The 18620-nt window shown below is 50.0% G+C and carries 15 protein-coding genes; 11 read left to right on the top strand and 4 right to left on the bottom strand.

Annotated features, from left to right (window positions below):
* Positions 1–26: 26 nt before the first annotated feature.
* The 3 genes from AC0QH1_RS02305 to AC0QH1_RS02295 all read left to right on the top strand — a co-directional run bounded on the left by AC0QH1_RS02305 (position 27) and on the right by AC0QH1_RS02295 (position 4602).
* Positions 27–3233: an efflux RND transporter permease subunit gene (locus AC0QH1_RS02305; RefSeq protein ID WP_324629171.1), complete on the top strand. Its 3207-nt coding sequence runs from the start codon at positions 27–29 to the stop codon at positions 3231–3233.
* Between the two features lie 208 nt (positions 3234–3441).
* The gene (gene truB / locus AC0QH1_RS02300; protein ID WP_324629170.1) at positions 3442–4338 is read left to right on the top strand and encodes a tRNA pseudouridine(55) synthase TruB; all 897 of its coding nucleotides are present in this window, start codon (positions 3442–3444) and stop codon (positions 4336–4338) included.
* Positions 4339–4461: 123 nt separating this feature from the next.
* Positions 4462–4602: a hypothetical protein gene (locus tag AC0QH1_RS02295; protein ID WP_324629169.1), complete on the top strand. Its 141-nt coding sequence runs from the start codon at positions 4462–4464 to the stop codon at positions 4600–4602.
* 92 nt (positions 4603–4694) lie between these two features.
* Here the strand turns inward: AC0QH1_RS02295 and AC0QH1_RS02290 are convergent, their stop codons facing one another.
* On the bottom strand, positions 4695–5744 hold the full coding sequence (locus tag AC0QH1_RS02290; RefSeq protein WP_324629168.1) for a mechanosensitive ion channel family protein: 1050 nt from the start codon (positions 5742–5744) through the stop codon (positions 4695–4697).
* A 390-nt stretch (positions 5745–6134) separates the two neighbouring features.
* Between AC0QH1_RS02290 and AC0QH1_RS02285 the strand changes: the two genes are divergently transcribed.
* The 7 genes from AC0QH1_RS02285 (at position 6135) to scpB (ending at position 15462) form a co-directional block, all read left to right on the top strand.
* The gene (locus tag AC0QH1_RS02285) at positions 6135–8063 is read left to right on the top strand and encodes a S9 family peptidase (protein WP_324629167.1); all 1929 of its coding nucleotides are present in this window, start codon (positions 6135–6137) and stop codon (positions 8061–8063) included.
* A gap of 213 nt (positions 8064–8276) precedes the next feature.
* Positions 8277–8852: a rhomboid family intramembrane serine protease gene (locus AC0QH1_RS02280; protein ID WP_324629166.1), complete on the top strand. Its 576-nt coding sequence runs from the start codon at positions 8277–8279 to the stop codon at positions 8850–8852.
* A gap of 119 nt (positions 8853–8971) precedes the next feature.
* Entirely contained in the window at positions 8972–9805 is an 834-nt protein-coding gene (locus tag AC0QH1_RS02275; protein ID WP_324629165.1) for a DUF6544 family protein, read from the top strand.
* Positions 9806–9915: 110 nt separating this feature from the next.
* Positions 9916–13404, top strand: a complete 3489-nt coding sequence (locus AC0QH1_RS02270) for a WD40 domain-containing protein (protein WP_324629164.1) — start codon at positions 9916–9918, stop codon at positions 13402–13404.
* Positions 13405–13589: 185 nt separating this feature from the next.
* A complete protein-coding gene (locus tag AC0QH1_RS02265) occupies positions 13590–13853 on the top strand; it encodes a TIGR02450 family Trp-rich protein (RefSeq protein WP_324629162.1) in 264 nt (87 codons plus the stop codon).
* A 106-nt stretch (positions 13854–13959) separates the two neighbouring features.
* A complete protein-coding gene (locus AC0QH1_RS02260) occupies positions 13960–14811 on the top strand; it encodes an ABC transporter ATP-binding protein (protein ID WP_324629161.1) in 852 nt (283 codons plus the stop codon).
* 81 nt (positions 14812–14892) lie between these two features.
* Positions 14893–15462 carry an SMC-Scp complex subunit ScpB gene (scpB, locus tag AC0QH1_RS02255; RefSeq protein ID WP_324629160.1) on the top strand — a complete coding sequence of 190 codons (570 nt, stop codon included), beginning with the start codon at positions 14893–14895 and terminating at the stop codon, positions 15460–15462.
* A 144-nt stretch (positions 15463–15606) separates the two neighbouring features.
* Here scpB and AC0QH1_RS02250 read toward each other — a convergent pair whose 3' ends face one another.
* Positions 15607–16431, bottom strand: a complete 825-nt coding sequence (locus AC0QH1_RS02250) for a pentapeptide repeat-containing protein (protein WP_324629159.1) — start codon at positions 16429–16431, stop codon at positions 15607–15609.
* Positions 16432–16687: 256 nt separating this feature from the next.
* Here AC0QH1_RS02250 and AC0QH1_RS02245 point away from each other — a divergent pair, with 256 nt between their 5' ends.
* The gene (locus AC0QH1_RS02245; RefSeq protein ID WP_324629158.1) at positions 16688–16897 is read left to right on the top strand and encodes a hypothetical protein; all 210 of its coding nucleotides are present in this window, start codon (positions 16688–16690) and stop codon (positions 16895–16897) included.
* A 645-nt stretch (positions 16898–17542) separates the two neighbouring features.
* On the opposite strand, the gene AC0QH1_RS02240 is transcribed toward AC0QH1_RS02245, so the two are convergent.
* Both AC0QH1_RS02240 and AC0QH1_RS02235 read right to left on the bottom strand, forming a co-directional pair.
* Positions 17543–17911, bottom strand: coding sequence for an HNH endonuclease (locus AC0QH1_RS02240; protein WP_324629157.1), 369 nt, complete (start codon positions 17909–17911; stop codon positions 17543–17545).
* Positions 17912–18140: 229 nt separating this feature from the next.
* Positions 18141–18329, bottom strand: a complete 189-nt coding sequence (locus tag AC0QH1_RS02235) for a DUF6887 family protein (protein WP_324629156.1) — start codon at positions 18327–18329, stop codon at positions 18141–18143.
* Positions 18330–18620 lie beyond the last annotated feature (291 nt).

The raw sequence follows: 18620 nt of genomic DNA, 5'->3' as shown, positions 1-18620 counted from the left end.
GTTAAACCCTTATCGGTAAACTGACCATGAGCGAACTGCGAGTTCCACCCGAAAACCATCATCCGCCGTCTCACATTCCGGACGTGCGCCAAGCTTCCCCCGTGACAAAATTCTTTTTCCTGAAAACCGTATTTGGGATTTTGTTATGCATTTTATTTGCGATCGGCGGGTTGATTGGGACCGCCTCGATGGTGAAAGAAGGCGAACCCGAGATTAAAGTGGCGATCGCCAGTATAGAAACAGTCTGGCCCGGTGCTGACCCGGAGACCATCGAAAACCAGATTACCGACAAAATCGAAACCGAACTCAAATCTCTCAAGGGGTTAAAAGAGATTAGCAGTGCGTCGTATAACGGGCGATCGCGCATCGTTGTCGAATTCCGGGCCGAAGCGCCGGTCAGCGAGTCCATTGCCCTTGTCCGGGCCGAAGTAGACGAAGCCAAACCCGAATTACCCGAGGAAGCGGAACAGCCGAAAGTCGAGCAAATCTCCGTGCAAGACGCCCCGGTACTCACCGTGAGCTTATTCGGGGACTTGGATATGGCCGTGTTGAGTCGCGCCGCCGACGACCTGCAAGATATCTTAGAAAAAGTGCCCAACGTGCGAAAAGTAGACTTGGGCGGTCAGCGGGACGAAGTAATTCACGTGCAACTGCTGCCCTCGCGCTTGATTAACTTGGGGATTTCTTCCACGCAAGTCGCCCAAGCCATCCAACAGGGTAACATCGATATGCCCTGGGAGCAAGTGGAAAGCGACCAAATCGGCGCTCAAGTGCGATTATACGGGCGCTATCGCACCGTAGAGGATTTGCAAAACTTGCCCGTAGCGCGTCTCGGCGGGAACGAGGGGCGCGTGGTGCGCCTGAAAGAAGTGGCCGAAGTGCGGCGGGATTTAGAACGAGAAGAAAATCGCGCCTTTTTGAGTTGGAATGGCAGCGAATTCAAACGCGCCATTAACGTGGATGTGGTCAAAGTGCCCGGGTCGGATACGATTAAAGTGGTGGAAGATTCTTTAGAGGCGATCGCCACCGCCAAAGAAAACCCGAATATCTGGCCACACGGCATGGAATATCGAGTAATTAGTACCGATGCCGAAAAAATTCGCGATGACCTCAGCGACTTAATTCAGAATTGTTGGCAAGGAATTCTCTGTGTTTTTATCATTTTATTCTTCGCCTTAAGTTGGCGCGAGGCACTGATTGCCGGCTTATCGATTCCCCTAACTTTTATGGGCGCGGTGGCCATTTTATGGATAGCCGGTACAACCCTCAACACGATGGTTACTATCGGCATGATTTTAGCCCTCGGTTTGCTTGTCGATGTCTTCATCCTGATGATGGAAGGCATGCACGAAGGCATTTTTATCGAAGAATTGAGCTTCAATCAAGCAGCCCTAAAAACCGTCAAAACCTATGCCATTCCAGCCTTATCCGGGCAGTTAACCACCATTTTAGCAATGGCTCCGTTAATGGCGATTAGCGGGACGATGGGGCAATTTATCCGGTTAATTCCGATTAGCGCGATTACTTGCTTGATTTTAAGTTATGCGATCGCCCTTTTGATTGATATTCCCCTCTCGCGCTACTTACTCGCCAATCAAACTGGCAAAGGCAAAAAAACCTTTATCGACCAACTCACCGAAACGGTTTCCCACCGCTATCATCGCTGGACCTTAAAAACCACCGTTCGCAACAAAACCACTGCCCGCCTGTGGGTATTTGGAGCAGTGAGTCTGTTTGTTTGCGCCTTAATTTTAGTCGGAAGCGTTCCCGGCACTTTATTCCCCGATTCCGACCGCGATAAACTGAGCATCAATATCGAATTACCCCCTACCACCACGTTAGAAACCTCCCAAACCGTTGCCGATGATATTGGAGAAATACTGCGAGAAAAAGAGTATTTAGAAAGCGTTATTAAATTTGTCGGACAGCGGAGCAATTTGGTGGAAGAAAGCGGCATGAAACCGAACCAGGGGAACTACTTGGTCGGGTTTTCTGCTATATTTTCGCCCAAATCAGAACGGGAGAAATATTCCTTTGAATATGAAGACGAATTGCGGGTAGAATTAGATAAAGCCCTGCAGCAGTATCCCGGTGCGTCTTTGGTGGTGAATGCGGAAAGTACCGGGGAAGGCGGCGACCCGATCGCGGTGGAAATTAGCGGTCGAGATATGGACCAATTGCGCCGCATTTCCACCGAAGTGCAACTCGCTTTGAGAGAAATCCCGGGCACCTCCGACGTGCGAGATGACCTGGGGGCATTGCGACCGGATATCAAGTTCCGTCCCCGTCGCGAAGCGATGGATTTCTACGGCGTGAATCCCGACGACCTAGCCATGCAGGGACGATATGCCATGACCGATACGGATATCGGTAATTTTCCCCTGGGCGGAGGTGAGGAAGATTTGGAAATTCACTTAAGTACCGCATGGCCTTCCCGAGGTGGTGACATCGGCGGTCCCACCCGCCGGGACGAACTGCAGCAGATTCGCATCTTTGCCGGTGGCGAAACCCTAGCGGCGGGTCAGGTTCTGGAACGGGAAATGGGAGAAGCGCCCCTGTCGATTACGCACAAGGATACCCAACGTACCGTCACCGTGTTAGGGAAAACCTCCGGGCGCACCGTGGGTGAGATTTTAGCGGATTTAGAGCCAAAGCTGGAAGAAATGAAACGCAGTTGGCCGGTGGGGTATAATTATCACTTCGGCGGCGAAGCGGAAACCCAAAGCGAAACCTTCGGATCGGCGAAACAAATGGCCGGGGTGTCCTTGTTTCTGGTGTTTGCGGTGTTGGTGATTCAGTTTGGATCGTTCACTCAGCCGTTTATTATTATTCTGGCGATTCCGTTTGCGCTGATTGGCACGTTTGGCGGATTTTTCCTGGCCTGGATTCCGATTTCGTTTCCGGCGGTGATTGGGATTATTTCCCTGACCGGGATTGTGGTGAATGATTCGATCGTGATTGTGGAGACGATGAACAACCACCGCGATCGCGGGATGAACGTGCGAGAAGCGGCGGCGAAGGGAGCGAGCGATCGCTTGCGTCCGGTTCTCACTACCAGTTTGACCACGATTGCAGGGGTAATCCCGATGGCGTTGAGCGACCCCGTGTGGTTTCCCTTATGTGCGGCGATCGCCTTTGGGCTAATCGCCTCTACCGCGATCGCCCTGTTAGTTACCCCTTGTTTGTATTTGCTTCTCACGCCGAACAAACCGCTCTCGGAAGCGCATTCCTAGGCGTTTTCCAGATTGCGCCAACCAACTGAACCGCAGCGATCGAATTTCTAGGCGATCGCTGCTTTATTTTGTCCCCATCTCGCGCTACAATATCACCGATGGCACTGGGATTCTCCGTTGCCCTTGTCCGACATGGGGGTAAAACCCCCCGGAATCGGCGGATTTGGGCACCCCAGTGCGAGCGATCTAGAAGCGGGATGAGACTGTTGTGGAAGGATTCCTAAATCTGAACAAACCGAAGGGCATGACCTCTCACGACTGCGTAGGGCGGATCAGACGCCTGTTGCGAATCAAGCGCGTGGGACATGGGGGCACCTTAGACCCCGCCGCCACCGGGGTGTTACCGATCGCGATCGGCAAAGCAACCCGCCTGTTGCAATACATGCGATCGGATAAAGCTTATTGCGCCACAGTGCGCTTCGGCGTGACGACCACCACCGATGATTTAGAGGGAGAAATCGTCACTTCAGCACCGGCATTCTCCCTGAAGCGGGAGCAAGTGGAAGAAACATTACCCCAGTTTCTCGGCAAAATTCAGCAAGTGCCCCCAGCATATAGTGCCATTCAAGTGAACGGAACTCGCCTGTATGAGTTAGCGCGCGCCGGTGAAGCGGTAGAGGTGCCCGCGCGCCAGGTGGAGGTGCGTGACATCGAAGTGCTGGGGTGGCGCGCCGGAGATTTTCCCGAAATCGACCTGGCGATCGCTTGCGGGCCTGGCACCTACATCCGAGCGATCGCCCGGGATATCGGGGCGCGGGTACAAACCGGCGCAACCCTCGCCCGTCTCACCCGTACCGCCAGTAGCGGGTTCCACCTGGAGGATAGCTTAACCTTCGCCGATGTGGAAACGCAACTGCAACAAGGGGAGTTTCAACTCATTCCCCCCGCCACCGCCCTAGCACATTTAAACGCCGTCACCCTGAATCGCGAAGAAGCGCGTCGCTGGTGTCAGGGTCAGCAATTACGCCTCGGCGATCGCAGCATCCTGACTCCGCCTTTGCAGGTTTACCGCGAAGATGGGCGCTTCTTGGGAATTGGCCAAATCAATCCCGGCGAAACCCCATCGGTCCTGCGTCCGAAAATGGTGTTTCATCCAGGATCCTAACCCAGGATCGGTTCTGTCTGATGAGGATATCTCCAGATCCCAACTTTCTCTAGAGAGAATATCACCCAATCGGGTGAGCCAAATGGGTGAAGCGAGTTCGCGGCGATCGACGATACATTAAGAATGTCCCTGAGAAGAGGGGCGAAATCTCAACCGGACATCGACACCCCCCCCGAAGATGTCTCCGCCTATTATGATGCGTGGTTGAGTACGCATACCCCGGCGATCGCCCCTTCTCATCAGGGATTTTTTTTGCGTTTTTAGAGATTATCTCCTGGGAAAGAAGATTACCAATCAAACATCCTCTCGGGCGGGTTAGGTTCGTTTACCCTACCCCGTTCCAGGGGGTTTTTGAATTATTGGCTGTCAATTTTTTCCCCATCTTGGGGGTAAACCGGGCGAATGGGAAACGGAATTTTAATGCCTTCCGCTTGGTAGCGCTTATGCAATCGCTTGATAAATTCATGGGTAGTAATCAGGCGATCGAAATATTCTTGACCCGCCAAATACACCGTAAAATTAATGCTAAAATACCCAAAACTATGATATCGAACAAACGGCTCAAATTCCGGCACCCCTCCGGGCACTTCTCGCATCACCGCTTTCGCCACTTCTAGGGTCACTTGTTCCACTTTTTCTAAATCGCTCTTGTAACTGATTCCCACCTCAATCAGCACCATCATTTCTTTTTGCGGTAAGGCGTAGTTTTTAAACGTCGCCGACACCAATTGCGAATTCGGCACCACCACCAAATTATTGGGAATTTCCCGAATCGTGGTATGTCGCCAAGTCACATCCGTCACATATCCTTCCTCACCGGTTTCTAGTTTGACATAATCTCCCGGATTGACTTTTCGCGACATAATAATATTTAGTCCGGAAAACAGATTTGCCAAGGTTGTTTGCAAGGCCAAACCAATCGAAATTCCCCCTACCCCTAACGCCGTCAGCAGCGGGGTAATCGAAATCCCAATTGATTGGAGGATAATCAAAGTACCGAGGGTGAAAATAAACAGGCGGGTGAGATTTTCCAATAACGAAGTTAAGGGCAAAACTCGTTCGGACGTTTGACTGTAAACCCGAATGAATCCCAAAGAAAGGCGAGAGAAAACCAGGGTAATTGCCCCTAAAAGAAAGGCTAAAATAATTTTCGAGAGAACCGTTTCTATGGTAGGGGTTAACCCACTGGTGACGATCGCCCCATAAATTCCGGCGGTAAAAAAAATGACAAATGGCATCCCTTTGAGGGATTCGACTAAATTTTTATAGCGGCGCAGCTTGTGGATTTGCGGGATAGCTTTCAGTTTGGTGAAGAGTCGCTTTTCAAAGATTAACCCGCCAATTAAGCCACATAAGATTAAGCCCAACGGAATAAAAATTTTGAGAATTGCGATCGGAAAAAACATGTTTTGCGGTTCCCCACCCTTTCTTGATTTGCACGACAACTGCACCGAATTATAAAACCCCAGAGAATTTAATTCTCGGTTAGCCCATTTTCAAACGTTTTTCACCTGTGGAAAAACGAGATGAGGGATTGGCGTAACTTTTATTATAAACCGAAACCCGAATAGCGCCAGAAATGAGAAATTGCAGGGGAACCGTGATGGCCAAAAAAAGCGGCGTTGGGGGTGGCGGTTTCGCCGGGGGCGTCGCTGAAACCATCGGGGGGACTATCCAATCCGGTCGGCTCAATGATAGATTATCTAAGGCGAGGAATTCGGGAATGAAACCCCCTGGGATTTAGCCGGGGGAGTGCAGTTCCCACTCTTGCTGACGCTGTTGTGTGGAGACCGAACATGTCCGAACCGCAAGTTATACCTTATGGATCGTGGAAATCCCCTATCACCTCGGATCTGATAGTTGCCGGTACCGTGGGGGTAGGGCAAATTGCCCTAGATGGGAATGACATTTACTGGGTGGAGATGCGACCCTCAGAAGGGGGACGCTATGCGATCGTCAAGCATACATCCGACGGCGATCGCCGCGATGTTACCCCAGAGGGATTCAACGTTCGCACCCGGGTTCACGAATATGGCGGCGGTGCATTCGCTGTGAGTGAGGGCACCGTGTATTTTTCTAATTTTACCGACCAGCGCATCTACCGTCAACCCCCGGGGGGCGAACCGCAACCCCTGACCCCGGAAGGGAAAATGCGCTATGCCGATTATGCGATCGATGCCCAGCGAAATCGGCTGATTTGCGTGCGCGAAGACCACAGCAGCGCCGCCGAACCCCTCAATACCTTAGTGAGCGTTAGCGCCGAAAATGGGGCGGATGTGCGCGTGTTAGTGGCGGGAGAGGATTTTTATTCTACCCCGCGCCTCAGTCCCGATGGGGGAACCCTGTGCTGGTTGAGCTGGAATCACCCGAATATGCCCTGGGATGGCACGGAACTGTGGGTGGCGCAGGTGAATGCTGACGGGTCTCTCGGAACCAGCGAAAAAGTTGCGGGAGGTGTGGACGAGTCGATTTTTCAACCGCAATGGTCCCCGGATGGCACTTTGTATTTTGTCTCCGATCGCTCTGGGTGGTGGAATCTCTATCGGTGGACCGGCGATCGCGTCGAACCCTTGTGCGAAATGGCGGCAGAATTCGGCGTGCCTCACTGGGTGTTTGGCATGTCTACCTATGGGTTTGCCGCCAGCGATCGCATTGTCTGCGCCTATACCGAGCGAGGCAATTGGCATTTAGCTACCCTGGACACTACCACTGGCAGCCTCCAGGCGATCGAAGTGCCTTATACCTCTATTTCTTCCGTGCAGGTGGCCGGCGATCGCCTTGCCTTTATCGGCGGAAGTGCCACCGCACCCACTGCGGCGATCGCCTTTAATCTCACTACGAGTCAAGGGCAAGTTCTGCGCCAATCGATCGATTTAGACCTAGATCCGGGTTATCTTTCCGTCCCGCAATCGGTGGAGTTTCCCACGGAAAACGGATTGACCGCCTATGGTATCTTTTATCCCCCTACCAATCGCGACTGTATCGCCCCCGAGAACGAATTGCCGCCCCTGCTGGTGAAAAGTCACGGCGGACCCACTGCGGCGGCGAGTCGGAGTTTGAATTTGGGAATCCAATATTGGACCAGTCGCGGTTTTGCGGTCCTCGACGTCAACTATGGCGGGAGTACCGGATACGGACGCGAGTATCGCCAGCGTCTCAACGATCGCTGGGGAATTGTGGATGTGGATGACTGCGCCAATGGTGCGAAATATCTGGCGGAACGCGGGATGGTGGATGGAAACCGACTGGCGATCGCCGGCGGAAGTGCGGGCGGTTATACCACTTTGGCGGCGCTCACCTTCCGGGCGGTGTTTAAAGCCGGTGCCAGCTATTACGGCGTCAGCGATTTGGAAGCGTTGGCCAAAGAAACGCACAAGTTTGAATCGCGCTACTTGGATCGGTTGATCGGCCCGTATCCGGAACAAAAAGAACTGTACGTGCAGCGATCGCCCATTCATTTTTGCGATCGTATCTCCTGTCCGGTTATCTTTTTCCAAGGGTTAGAAGACCAAGTGGTTCCTCCCAACCAAGCGGAACTGATGGTCAATTCCCTTCGCACAAAAGGCTTGCCCGTCGCCTATGTGCCCTTCGCAGGGGAACAGCACGGGTTTCGACGCGCTGAAAACATCAAACGCGCCCTGGATGGAGAATTTTACTTCTACTCCCGGGTCTTTGGATTTGAACCCGCAGAGGCGTTAGAACCCCTGGACATCGAGAACCTTTAATCTCATCCGCGCCTTCCGCAGGTAACATCGGCATCATTATGTAGAGACGCGATGAATCGCGTCTCTCTACAATTACCGCCGTAGTGTATAAACGGGAAAACAGCGATCGGCAATTGTCGGCGATCGCCTCCCCCCCCATCCCATTGGCGCGAATTTCAAATAAAGTTGTTACCCTAGAATCATACAACAATTTGTGACTTTCGAGGCCAGAAAATGACTAGCAACAAGTCAAAGGGGATCGCCCACGAACTCAAAAGCCAGGTGATGATTTTGGGTGGCTTAGTGGCCCTCATGTGGATCCTGGAGTTCATCGATTTATTCCTCTTCCGAGGAAGGTTAGACGCTTACGGCGTCCTCCCCCGTAATATCATTGGATTGCGCGGCATTTTATTCATGCCCTTTTTGCATGGCGGTTGGCCCCATTTAATTGCCAATACCGTTCCCTTTATCACCCTAGGTTGGTTGGTCATGTTGCGCGAAACCAGCGACTTTTTTATCGTAACGGCGGTCACCATGCTCGTCAGTGGAATGGGCGTGTGGCTGTTTGGTTCTCCCGGTTTCCATATAGGCGCAAGTGGCGTCATCTTTGGCTATCTGGGGTATTTGCTCCTGCGCGGTTTCTTTGAGCGCAATCTGGTTTCAATTTTATTATCCGTTCTCGTGGGTTTTCTCTACGGCGGAATTATTTGGGGAGTCTTGCCCTTGCAACAAGGCGTTTCCTGGGAAGGGCATTTGTTTGGCTTAATCGGTGGTGTATTTGCAGCACGTTTCTTATCGCGCAAAACGTAAAACAATTATTTGTTCACGTAGGGTGGGCACTGCCCACCATTCCTCCTCAAATCACAACCTTGCCTCAATCAGTTTAACACCAAATTACCCAAAAAAAACAATTTAAACCCAACAAAACTATGAACTCAATTCTTCAAATTAGCGAAATTCTCTTGGGTGCGATCGCCGGATTTATCGGCATGGGTTGGCTGGGATTGAAAATCAAACCCGCCAGTTTTCCCCCTCATCCCGAAGAACCGACCCAAGACTTTGGCACAGTCGAACTGCCAGAAAATATGCCGCCACAGATGCAGCATTACTGTCACGCTATTTACGGGGAACGGATTCCGAAAATCGAATCCGCCGCGATTTGGGGACGGGCAAAATTCAAACTGTCTGGATTGCAGACATTTCTGCGATTTAAAACCTACTATCGTCAGAATGAATTTTGTCGCTATATGGAATTAACCTGGTTTGGTATTCCGATTTTTAAAGCTGCCGATTCCTATCTCGATAATTCTGGTAAAATGGCAGGAAAAGGATTAGTGAGTTTCACAGAAACCGGAGAAAAAATCGACCAAGGAGCGACATTAAATTTATGGGCAGAAACCTTGGTTTGGTTGCCCGCCATGTTGGTTAACGATTCCAACATTCAGTGGAAAGTGGTAGATGAGAACACCGTGGGAGTGGGAATTCCCTGGCGCGATCGCACCGAAACCCTCTGGGTGAAATTCGACCCGCAAACCCATCTGATTAGCGAACTGTTCGCCATGCGATATCGGGGACAAGAAGAAAGCAAAACCTCCTGGAAAGCCACCGGATCGAACTGGCAGCAATTTGATTCGACGAAGCTACTTTCCCCAAATGTAGTCCGATGGGAAGATGAACCAACTCCTTACTGGATTGGCAATTTAGATGGAGTGGCGTACAATGTGGATATTTCTCCCAAAACCCTTGCCGAAAAAGTAGAGTAATTCTCGATGGCAATTGCTATAATTCCAGGGCGTTTAACTTATCGCCAATGGGAAAAATTGCCCCGATCGCCTTCAGCGATCGCCCTGCTGTAATGCAAGACACTTAATAAATGAACCACTCTATTTACCAAGTGGGCGGTAGTCTTCCGCCCCTATCTCCCACCTACGTCAAGCGCCGTGCAGATATAGAACTCCAGGATGCCTTACAACAGGGAGAATTTTGTTATCTGCTCAATTGCAGACAGATGGGAAAATCATCCCTGATGGTAAAAACGAGAGCGCGTTTGCAAGCAGAGGGCTATTCCTGTGCCACGGTGGATATGACCCAAATTGGCAGCGAAAACATTACGCCCTTGCAATGGTATAAAGGGCTGATGGTAGATTTATGGCGCGGTTTCAATTTGCTGGGCAAAGTCAATTTTAAAACCTGGTGGAAGCAGAGAGAAGATTTGTCTTTCAGTCAAAGGCTTACCTACTTTGTGGAGGAAATTATCTGGCCGAATTTTACCAGTGAAAACTTGATTATTTTTATAGATGAAATTGATAGCCTCCTCAGTTTACCCTTTGCTGTGGATGATTTTTTCGCCTGGATTCGCTACTGTTACAATCAAAGAGCCAGTGACCCGGAATACCAACGATTGAGTTTTGCCCTGTTTGGGGTGGCAACTCCTTCAGATTTAATTCAAGACCGCAGTCGCACCCCATTTAACATCGGCAAAGCCATCGCCTTGCAAGGGTTTAGTGCTGCAGAAGTCCATCCCATCGCCCGAGGATTAAACCCCCTTGGAGAGGGTAAGGCTTTCCTCGATCGCATCCTTTATTGGAGCGACGGACAACCGTTTTTAACCCAAAAAATATGCGATTTACTCTGGCAGAGTGCAGAGGGAATTATCCCCTTTTCGGAAGGTAAAAAGCGAGAAGAAAGTTGGGTGGATTTCGTGGTGCGATCGCGAATAATAGACAACTGGGAATTTCAAGACGAACCGGAACACCTGCGGACGATTCGCGATCGCCTCACCAGCAAGTCAAACACCGGGCGGTTATTGGGAGTTTATCAAAAAATTTTACAAGAACTTCCCGTCGCCGCCAACGGCAGCAAAGACCACATGGAATTATTGCTCAGTGGTTTGCTGGTGCAAAAGGGAGGAAAATTACAAGTTAGGAACCGGATTTATCAGCAGGTTTTTAACCTCATTTGGGTGCGGGAACAATTGGCGCAATTGCGTCCCTACGCGCAACTGTTTGACGAGTGGATTGCCTCGGAAAAAAGCGATTCCTCGCGCCTGTTGCGGGGACAGGCATTGCAAGAGGCCAAAAGTTGGGCAAGGGGCAAGAGTTTAAGCGACTTAGACTATCAGTATTTAGCGGCGAGTGAAGAAAGCGATCGCGCCCGACTGCAAGAACTTTTAGATGCCGAAAAAGCGCGGGCGCTGAAAATTCAGATGGAATCGATGCAACAGCAACTTGCCGAAAGCGAGAAACGTCAGCGACAGGAAGAGCAAATCGGACGGTTGCAACGAAAGTTGTTAGGAATTGGTAGCATTGCCTTAGCGATCGCCATTAGTTTGAGCCTGACCACCTTTTGGCAGTATCGCTACGCCCTCGAAAGCGAAATCCAGGCGATCGCCACCACCTCCGATGCCCTCTTTGCCTCCAATCATCAGTTAGATGCCCTAGTCAAGGCGATCGCCGCCCACCAGCGCCTCCGCCAATTCGGATCCGCCAACCCCCAACTCACCGCCTTAACCCAGCGCCTCTTGCAACAAGCCTCTTATACAACCATCGAAGCCAACATCCTCGCCGGACATGGCGGCGAAGTGTTTCGGATTGCCTTTAGTCCCGACGGCACCTCGATCGCCTCCGCCAGCAACGATCGCACCGCCCGGATCTGGCGCAAAGACGGGAGTTTAGTCGCCACCTTAACCGGTCATACCGCCGGGGTGGTAGGTATCGCCTTCTCCCCCGACGGAAACACTATTGCCACCGGCAGCAACGATGGTACGATTAAACTCTGGCAACCCGACGGCACTTTGTTGCAAACCCTCACCGGACATGGCGATCGGATCTGGGATGTGAGTTTTAGCCCGGACGGTCGCACCTTGGCCTCCGCCAGTTGGGACGGCACGGTGAAACTCTGGCAACTCGACGGTACCCCCATCCACAGCATCAACGCCCATCCCGGGGCGGCGTTGACCGTCGCCTTTTCCCCGGACGGTGAAATTCTCGCCTCCGGTGGTTTAGACCGAACTATAAAACTCTGGAAACCGGACGGCACTGCGATCGCCACCCTGACCGACCATAACTCCCCCATTTACGACCTCACTTTTTCTCCCGACGGTCGCACCTTGGCCTCCGCCAGTTGGGACGAAACCGTGAAACTCTGGAACCGGCAGGGCCAGGTGCAACAGACTCTCGCGGCTCACAATGGTGGCGTGTGGTCCGTGGCCTTTTCTCCCGATGGTCAATTTCTCGCCTCCGGTAGCACCGACCAGCAGATTAAACTCTGGCGAATCGATGGCACGGAATTGGCCAGCTTGGAAAAACATCAAGCCGACGTTTTTGGTGTTGCCTTTTCCCCCGACGGTAAACTCCTGGCTTCTGGGGGGTGGGACAATCACATCCAACTCTGGCGGTTTCGCAACCCATTTTGGTTGACCCTCGATGGCCATAGCAACCAAATTTTAGCGATCGCCTTTAGTCCCGACGGTGAGTTAATCGCCTCCGCCAGTAACGATCGCACCGTGAAACTCTGGCACCCGGATGGCACGCTGATTCGCACTCTCACTAAGCATAAAACTTCGGTTCATGGGGTGGCCTTCAGTCCCGACGGTCGCTTCCTCCTCTCCGCCAGTTTGGACGGCACCGCAAGGCTTTGGCACCCGGATGGCACCTTAGTGAGAACCATTCAATCCACCCCTATCTGGGATGCTACCTTTTCCCCCGACGGTCAACGCCTCCTCACCGCCCATCGTGATAATACCGCCAAAATCTGGCAACTCGACGGCACCTTACTCGCCACCCTCGACAGCCATCGCGGTTGGGTGGTGGGGGTCGCTGTTTCCCCAAACGGTCAAATCCTGGCCACTGCCAGCGAAGACAATACCCTGAAGCTATGGCACTCTGATGGCCGGGAAATCGCCACCCTCGAAGGTCACACAGCCCCGGTCTGGAAAGTGGCGTTTTCCCCCGACGGCAACATCCTGGCTTCTGCTGCTAACGATAACACGGTCAAACTCTGGCGCACCGATGGTACGTTAATCGCTACTCTCACTGGACATCAGAGTAAAGTGAGGCATGTGGCTTTCCACCCGGACGGTCAGATGTTGGCCTCGGCTAGCGATGGTGGTACGGTGAAACTCTGGAGGCTGGACGGCACCGCGATCGCTACCCTCAACGCTCACGGTACTGGCGTTTGGGGCCTCACATTCTCTCCCGATGGCAACACTCTGGCTACGGGAGGAGCGGATAACCGGGTTATGTTGTGGGATTTAGACCGGGTACTTTCTGTGGATTTGTTAGACTATGCCTGCAATTGGGTTCGCGATTATTTGCAAACCAATCCCTATATTAATCAGGAGGATAGAACGTTATGTCCGTAGGTCATCCGAGGGAATTTTATCGCCCCCTCGGGATTGAATTAATCTTTATCGCCTTCTGGAAGCCCGAGCGCCGGGTTCTCCCTGTTACGACGACACTCTAGGTGAATGCGATCGTCCTCGCGCGATCGGGCAAAATATGTCATGGTAAACACAGGCGAATTCACTTATTCCAACTTGAGGCAGTGATGGCAAAAAAGCAGAAATTTCCGTACTTAGTGGGTTCAAAATGGACCGCTCTGCAAGAAACCTGGGGGTGGCGACACTTTCAAGTGGTCAACCGCAAAAACCAAGGCAAATGGGTGTTTGCAGAAGTGGTGGCAGCTTGCGATCGCCAGGTGCGTTTTTGGTTGAATGCCAAACAGCTGAAAGACAAATCCCTGTGGCAAGCCGGCTGGCAATCTTTGCAAGAAATGCAAGACCCACCGCACAGTGGAGATGAAGAGCTGTGAGGGCTTAACCGACTGCGGCGATCGCCTGGTTGGGGAATGGGCAGTGGGGGGCGATCGCGTTTAATGCTACCGTAAGTAAAGAACCTTTTCTGACCCTGAAATTTTTATGAGTACAGCGGTTTGTCTGCAAAACGTTGAAAAAAGTTACAATAAAGTCCCCGTGGTGAAAGGTTTATCCTTTACGATTCAGCCCGGAGAAATGTTTGGCTTGCTCGGCCCAAACGGTGCGGGTAAATCTACCACAATTCGGATGCTGACTACCCTCACCAAACCCACGGGGGGGAAAATTGAAATTGGTGGATATGATGTCCGGCGTCAAGCGATTCAGGTGAAGCAGTGCATTGGCGTTGTTTTGCAACAAGTCAGTGTGGATAACGACCTGACAGTGTGGGAAAATATGGAATTTCACGGGCGGCTGCACCACATTCCCAACTCGGAACGACAACGGCGAATCGAGCGCTGGTTGGAGTATGTAGAATTAAGCGATCGCAAAGAAAGTTTGGTGAAAACTCTCTCTGGCGGGATGAAGCGCCGATTGCAAATCGCCCGCGCTTTATTGCATCAACCGCAAATTTTGTTTTTGGATGAACCGACGGTGGGATTAGACCCGCAAACTCGCCGGAGATTATGGGAAATTATTCGGGATTTAAACCGCCAAGGAATGACGATGTTGTTAACGACTCATTATATGGATGAGGTGGAATATCTATGCGATCGGATTGGCATTATGGATAGCGGCAAACTCATTGAATTGGGAACTCTGGAGGAGTTTCGGAAAAAACATGGGGAGGGGTTAGTGATGAAGCAAATTGGCGATCGATGGGAGTACAAATTTTTCCCCAATATAACAGCCGCTAATGCGTATTTGGAACAACAACCGGATAAAACGGGTTTGATGGTTCGTCCTTCTAATTTAGAAGATATTTTCGTCGAACTCACCGGACGACAGTTAGATTAAATCCCCGGAAGTTTTTAACTCTATTCCCCAGAGATTTAAAATCTTCAGGGGTAAGCGATTTGATGGAAGGAAAAATCATAAATGCCTAATTTAGCCAGTCAGATTGAAGCCATACTGTATTTAAAAGGCAAACCGCTTTCGCTTGCCGAAATCGCCGAATATGCAGGGTGTGACAAAGAAACAGCCTCCGAAGCACTCATCGAGCTGATCGATGATTACGCTCATCGCGACAGCGCTTTAGAAGTGGTGGAAACGGATAATGGGTATAGTCTCCAACTGCGAGAGGTTTTTCAAGAGTTGGTGCATAGTTTGATTCCTGCTGAATTAGGTGTGGGTGCTTTACGAACGCTCGCCGCGATCGCCCTGAAAGGTCCCCTTTCTCAAACTGACTTAGTAGAGTTGCGCGGTTCGGGTGCCTATCAGCACGTTCAAGAACTCGTGCAACAGGGATTTGTCCGCAAAAGAAGACAATCAGATGGGCGATCGTACTGGTTGCAAGTAACCAGTAAATTTCATCAATACTTTCAGTTAGACAAGCTACCGCAACAACTAGAATTGCCTTTGCAAAAAGAACAAAATTCAGAAAACGATGAACCCGATGAATTTGATGAAACCCCAGAACAATTCCGTGAAGAATCACCCACTGAATAGAGACAGGACTTACACAGATTTTGAGAATCAACCCTACATTTAGGGTTTGATATTAAATAATGGGTAAGTCCAAAGAGGAAAGAACGCTCTGTGCTGTGATTCCTGCTGGTGGAGGGTGAAAAAAAGCCAGTGAAATAGGAGTTTCTAAGCTTGACTCAACGCTTGTAAAAATTCCAACACCACCCCATCACTGTTTTCCATACATTGGGTAACCGGGTAATGATGGATGATGTGGATACCCTGAGTTTGCATAAGGCGATCGGTTTCTGCCTCATCCTCCGCCACCCCCTCCATGACTAGAATCCCTAACTTTCCTTCAGAACAAACCAGAAAATGAAGGGTTTGATTTTTCCGATTCTCCGGAGTCGTCAACCGCGCCGTAGCGTTGGGGAAAAACAAAACTCCCGCGCGATCGAGTGCTTCTGCAATCTTCACCTCTGCCTGCGATCGAAACTGCCAACCATTCCAGGAATGAAAACTGGATTCAGAATTTGAATGGGCGATCGGGTTGACTTCCGGTTCGGCATTTATATCATCTGACTGTAATAATCCAATCTTATCATCCGGCCTTTTCGCTTTGTAGAAATCGCCTTGACAGGAATCAGCTTGGCCTAAATTAGCAAATAGTTTTGCACCACTGAGATTAGCTTCACTTAAGCTGCCTCCGCTAAGATTCACTCCAATGACTTGAGTGCGATACAAATTTATTTGATTCCGACGTAAATATCGCTTCAGAACAGACTGGAGATTACCTTTTTTAACCTTTTCTCCGAATGCTTCTGTCAGTAACTTCCAGAGTTTAGCACCTGTTGCCTTGATATATTCCGAATTATATCCAGAGACTTGAGCAATTTCCTGATAAGACTGGTTTCCTTCCCAACACTGACGAAAGATCAACTCTTGAACGTCATTGAGGCGATCGTCCTCCAGGACAGTTTCCACAAGCGCCAGTGCTTCGTCAACCTTCATCTCTCAAGTCCTCCTGAACGTTGTTATGGTAATGTGACCAGGGGTTAGCAGCAGGTAGGACAACTTAGCTGGAGCCACCGCCACCTGTTCGCAGCAGGAGTCACTCCGCCATCCGCCCCTCGAATTTGCGATCATCTTACCACAAAAAGCAAAAAAACGCTACTTTTTATCACTTTTCGTCACTTTTTATCACTGGACAAGCTAAAACCGGGTTGTTATAGTGGGTACAAGCTAGAGGGATTTGAGGATACTCCTAATGAAAGTCAATCGTTCTAAACTCTGCGCGATTGCTTTACTGACTACTACCTTGAATGTAGTTCCAAATTTAGCTGTAGCTCAAGTCGCTGATAGGTCACAATTAAACGGCCAAAATATTAACATAGACCTAAACTATGTTGGCGATTTTTGTATTCTTTTAAGACCTATCCAAAATCATGCAGATGTAAGACTTGATTGGGGACCATAATTGAAAGGAACTATTCTAAGTTCCGATAAAATTTAAAGTATTTGAAGTTTTGTGACATATAGCAGTCCTAAATGATTTGTAACAAAACTAGCGAGCAAGATGCTCGCACTCCCAGCCTTTCAGACCCGGATCCATGACACCACTGATTTAGGATTGCTATAGCTGTTACATCTCAATAAAATTTAGCAGCATAGGTAAGATGCAGTTAGCAATTTACTGAATATTCTGTTTTAGCCGAAGGAGGTTAATGATAAGATGAAGCTCAACTCAGGTTTGTTTTATAGAGGCGCTTTGGTGGCCAATTTGCTTATAGCATTTACGATTGCTTCCTCTAGCAATGTTCACGCCGAAGGCCCAAGGGGGAAAGGAGTAAAAAATTATAGGTCTAATTGCAGTTTTTATGGACAGAACCAAGCTCAGGCTGAATCAATTGGCTGTTCGATTGAGCAGGGAGCAAGCCGAATTGTAATCAGATGGGATATGGATTTACGACTACTCTGAATTCTCAAAGATTGGATGGGTATAGTAATTGGCTATCCATGCCTTCTGAATCCAGAGCGCAAGTACGATTTTATTCAGGTACTGGAGAAGTAGCTCACGTCGAAATATACGAAGGTCCCGGTCAAGGAATCATTGTTGTGGATCCTAGGGTTGTAGAGCGTTGAATCTCCACAAAAATGTCGTTGCTCGATCTGTAGGCGTAATCCCGACAATTTGAGCGTTTTCTAATCGAAAATGCTCTGACCAGACTTGGGCGCGTGGGTTGAATAACGGAACAATTTCCCCCCTAACCGGCACAAAGGCTGCTAAGTCAGAACCTTTGTGTCGGTTGCAGGGTAAACAAGATAAAGCTAGATTCTCGGCGATCGTTTGCCCTCCATGTTTGACCGCAATAAGGTCAACTTCCTGGCGGTAAATTGAAAAGTCTTGGTGAATGAGATAGTATTCGCATTTCCCTTCAGCCCGATCGCTCGTAAGCTGACGCAAAGCCGTCGGTATGGAAGAAAAACTCATTTTATTGATTCTGCATAAGCTTTTGCCTTCAGCAACGTCATTAAGCGATCGAGTTGCTCGGATAAATCTCGTTCTTCTGTTGGGGAGCCTTCAACACTCCTCCCCCCTCGCCTCTAACACTACAGAATCAGGGGAAGCAATTTCTGAGAGGGAATCTTCCCTAATGGAAGGCAATACACCGACAGTCTATCCAAAACGGCGATCGGCAACAAACGTATTATGATTTTGATTAAAGTTTTTCCTGAAAAATAGCCTTCATCTCTTCATCGGTAATATCGTAGGCGTATTTAGCAGTATTTTCACTCCTGCGGCTCATCAGAATTTTAAGTGCTGCGTGACAAGCAGACTCATCATTCCGATGAGCTGTAATATAAGCTTTTAATTCGCTATGGGTCAGATTTTGGAAACTTTCGCTCATTCAACAAACTCCCACATTCCCTCGTTATTAATTACCCTGGTGCAACAGTGGGAAATTTTTAACCTCATACCAAATCAGTTTTTGCGGTTTTTCTATTAGCTCGCGCAGGCGGGCTTCGTCCGTATAGCCCCACCCTTCAGGGTGCGGGTTTTGGCGATTAAAACCTATTAAAACAACAAAACCCCAACGCTTTCATGTTGGGGTTCTGTCTAATATTAACCGGGCACCGAGCTATTTTCCCAGGAAGTCACCCTCCAAGTATCGTCGCCGCAGTCGCGTTTCACAGCCGAG

This window comes from Phormidium sp. CCY1219 (assembly GCF_055795085.1).
The sequence above is the reverse complement of the archived record's forward strand: the minus strand, read 5'-3'. Positions and strand labels throughout refer to the sequence as shown.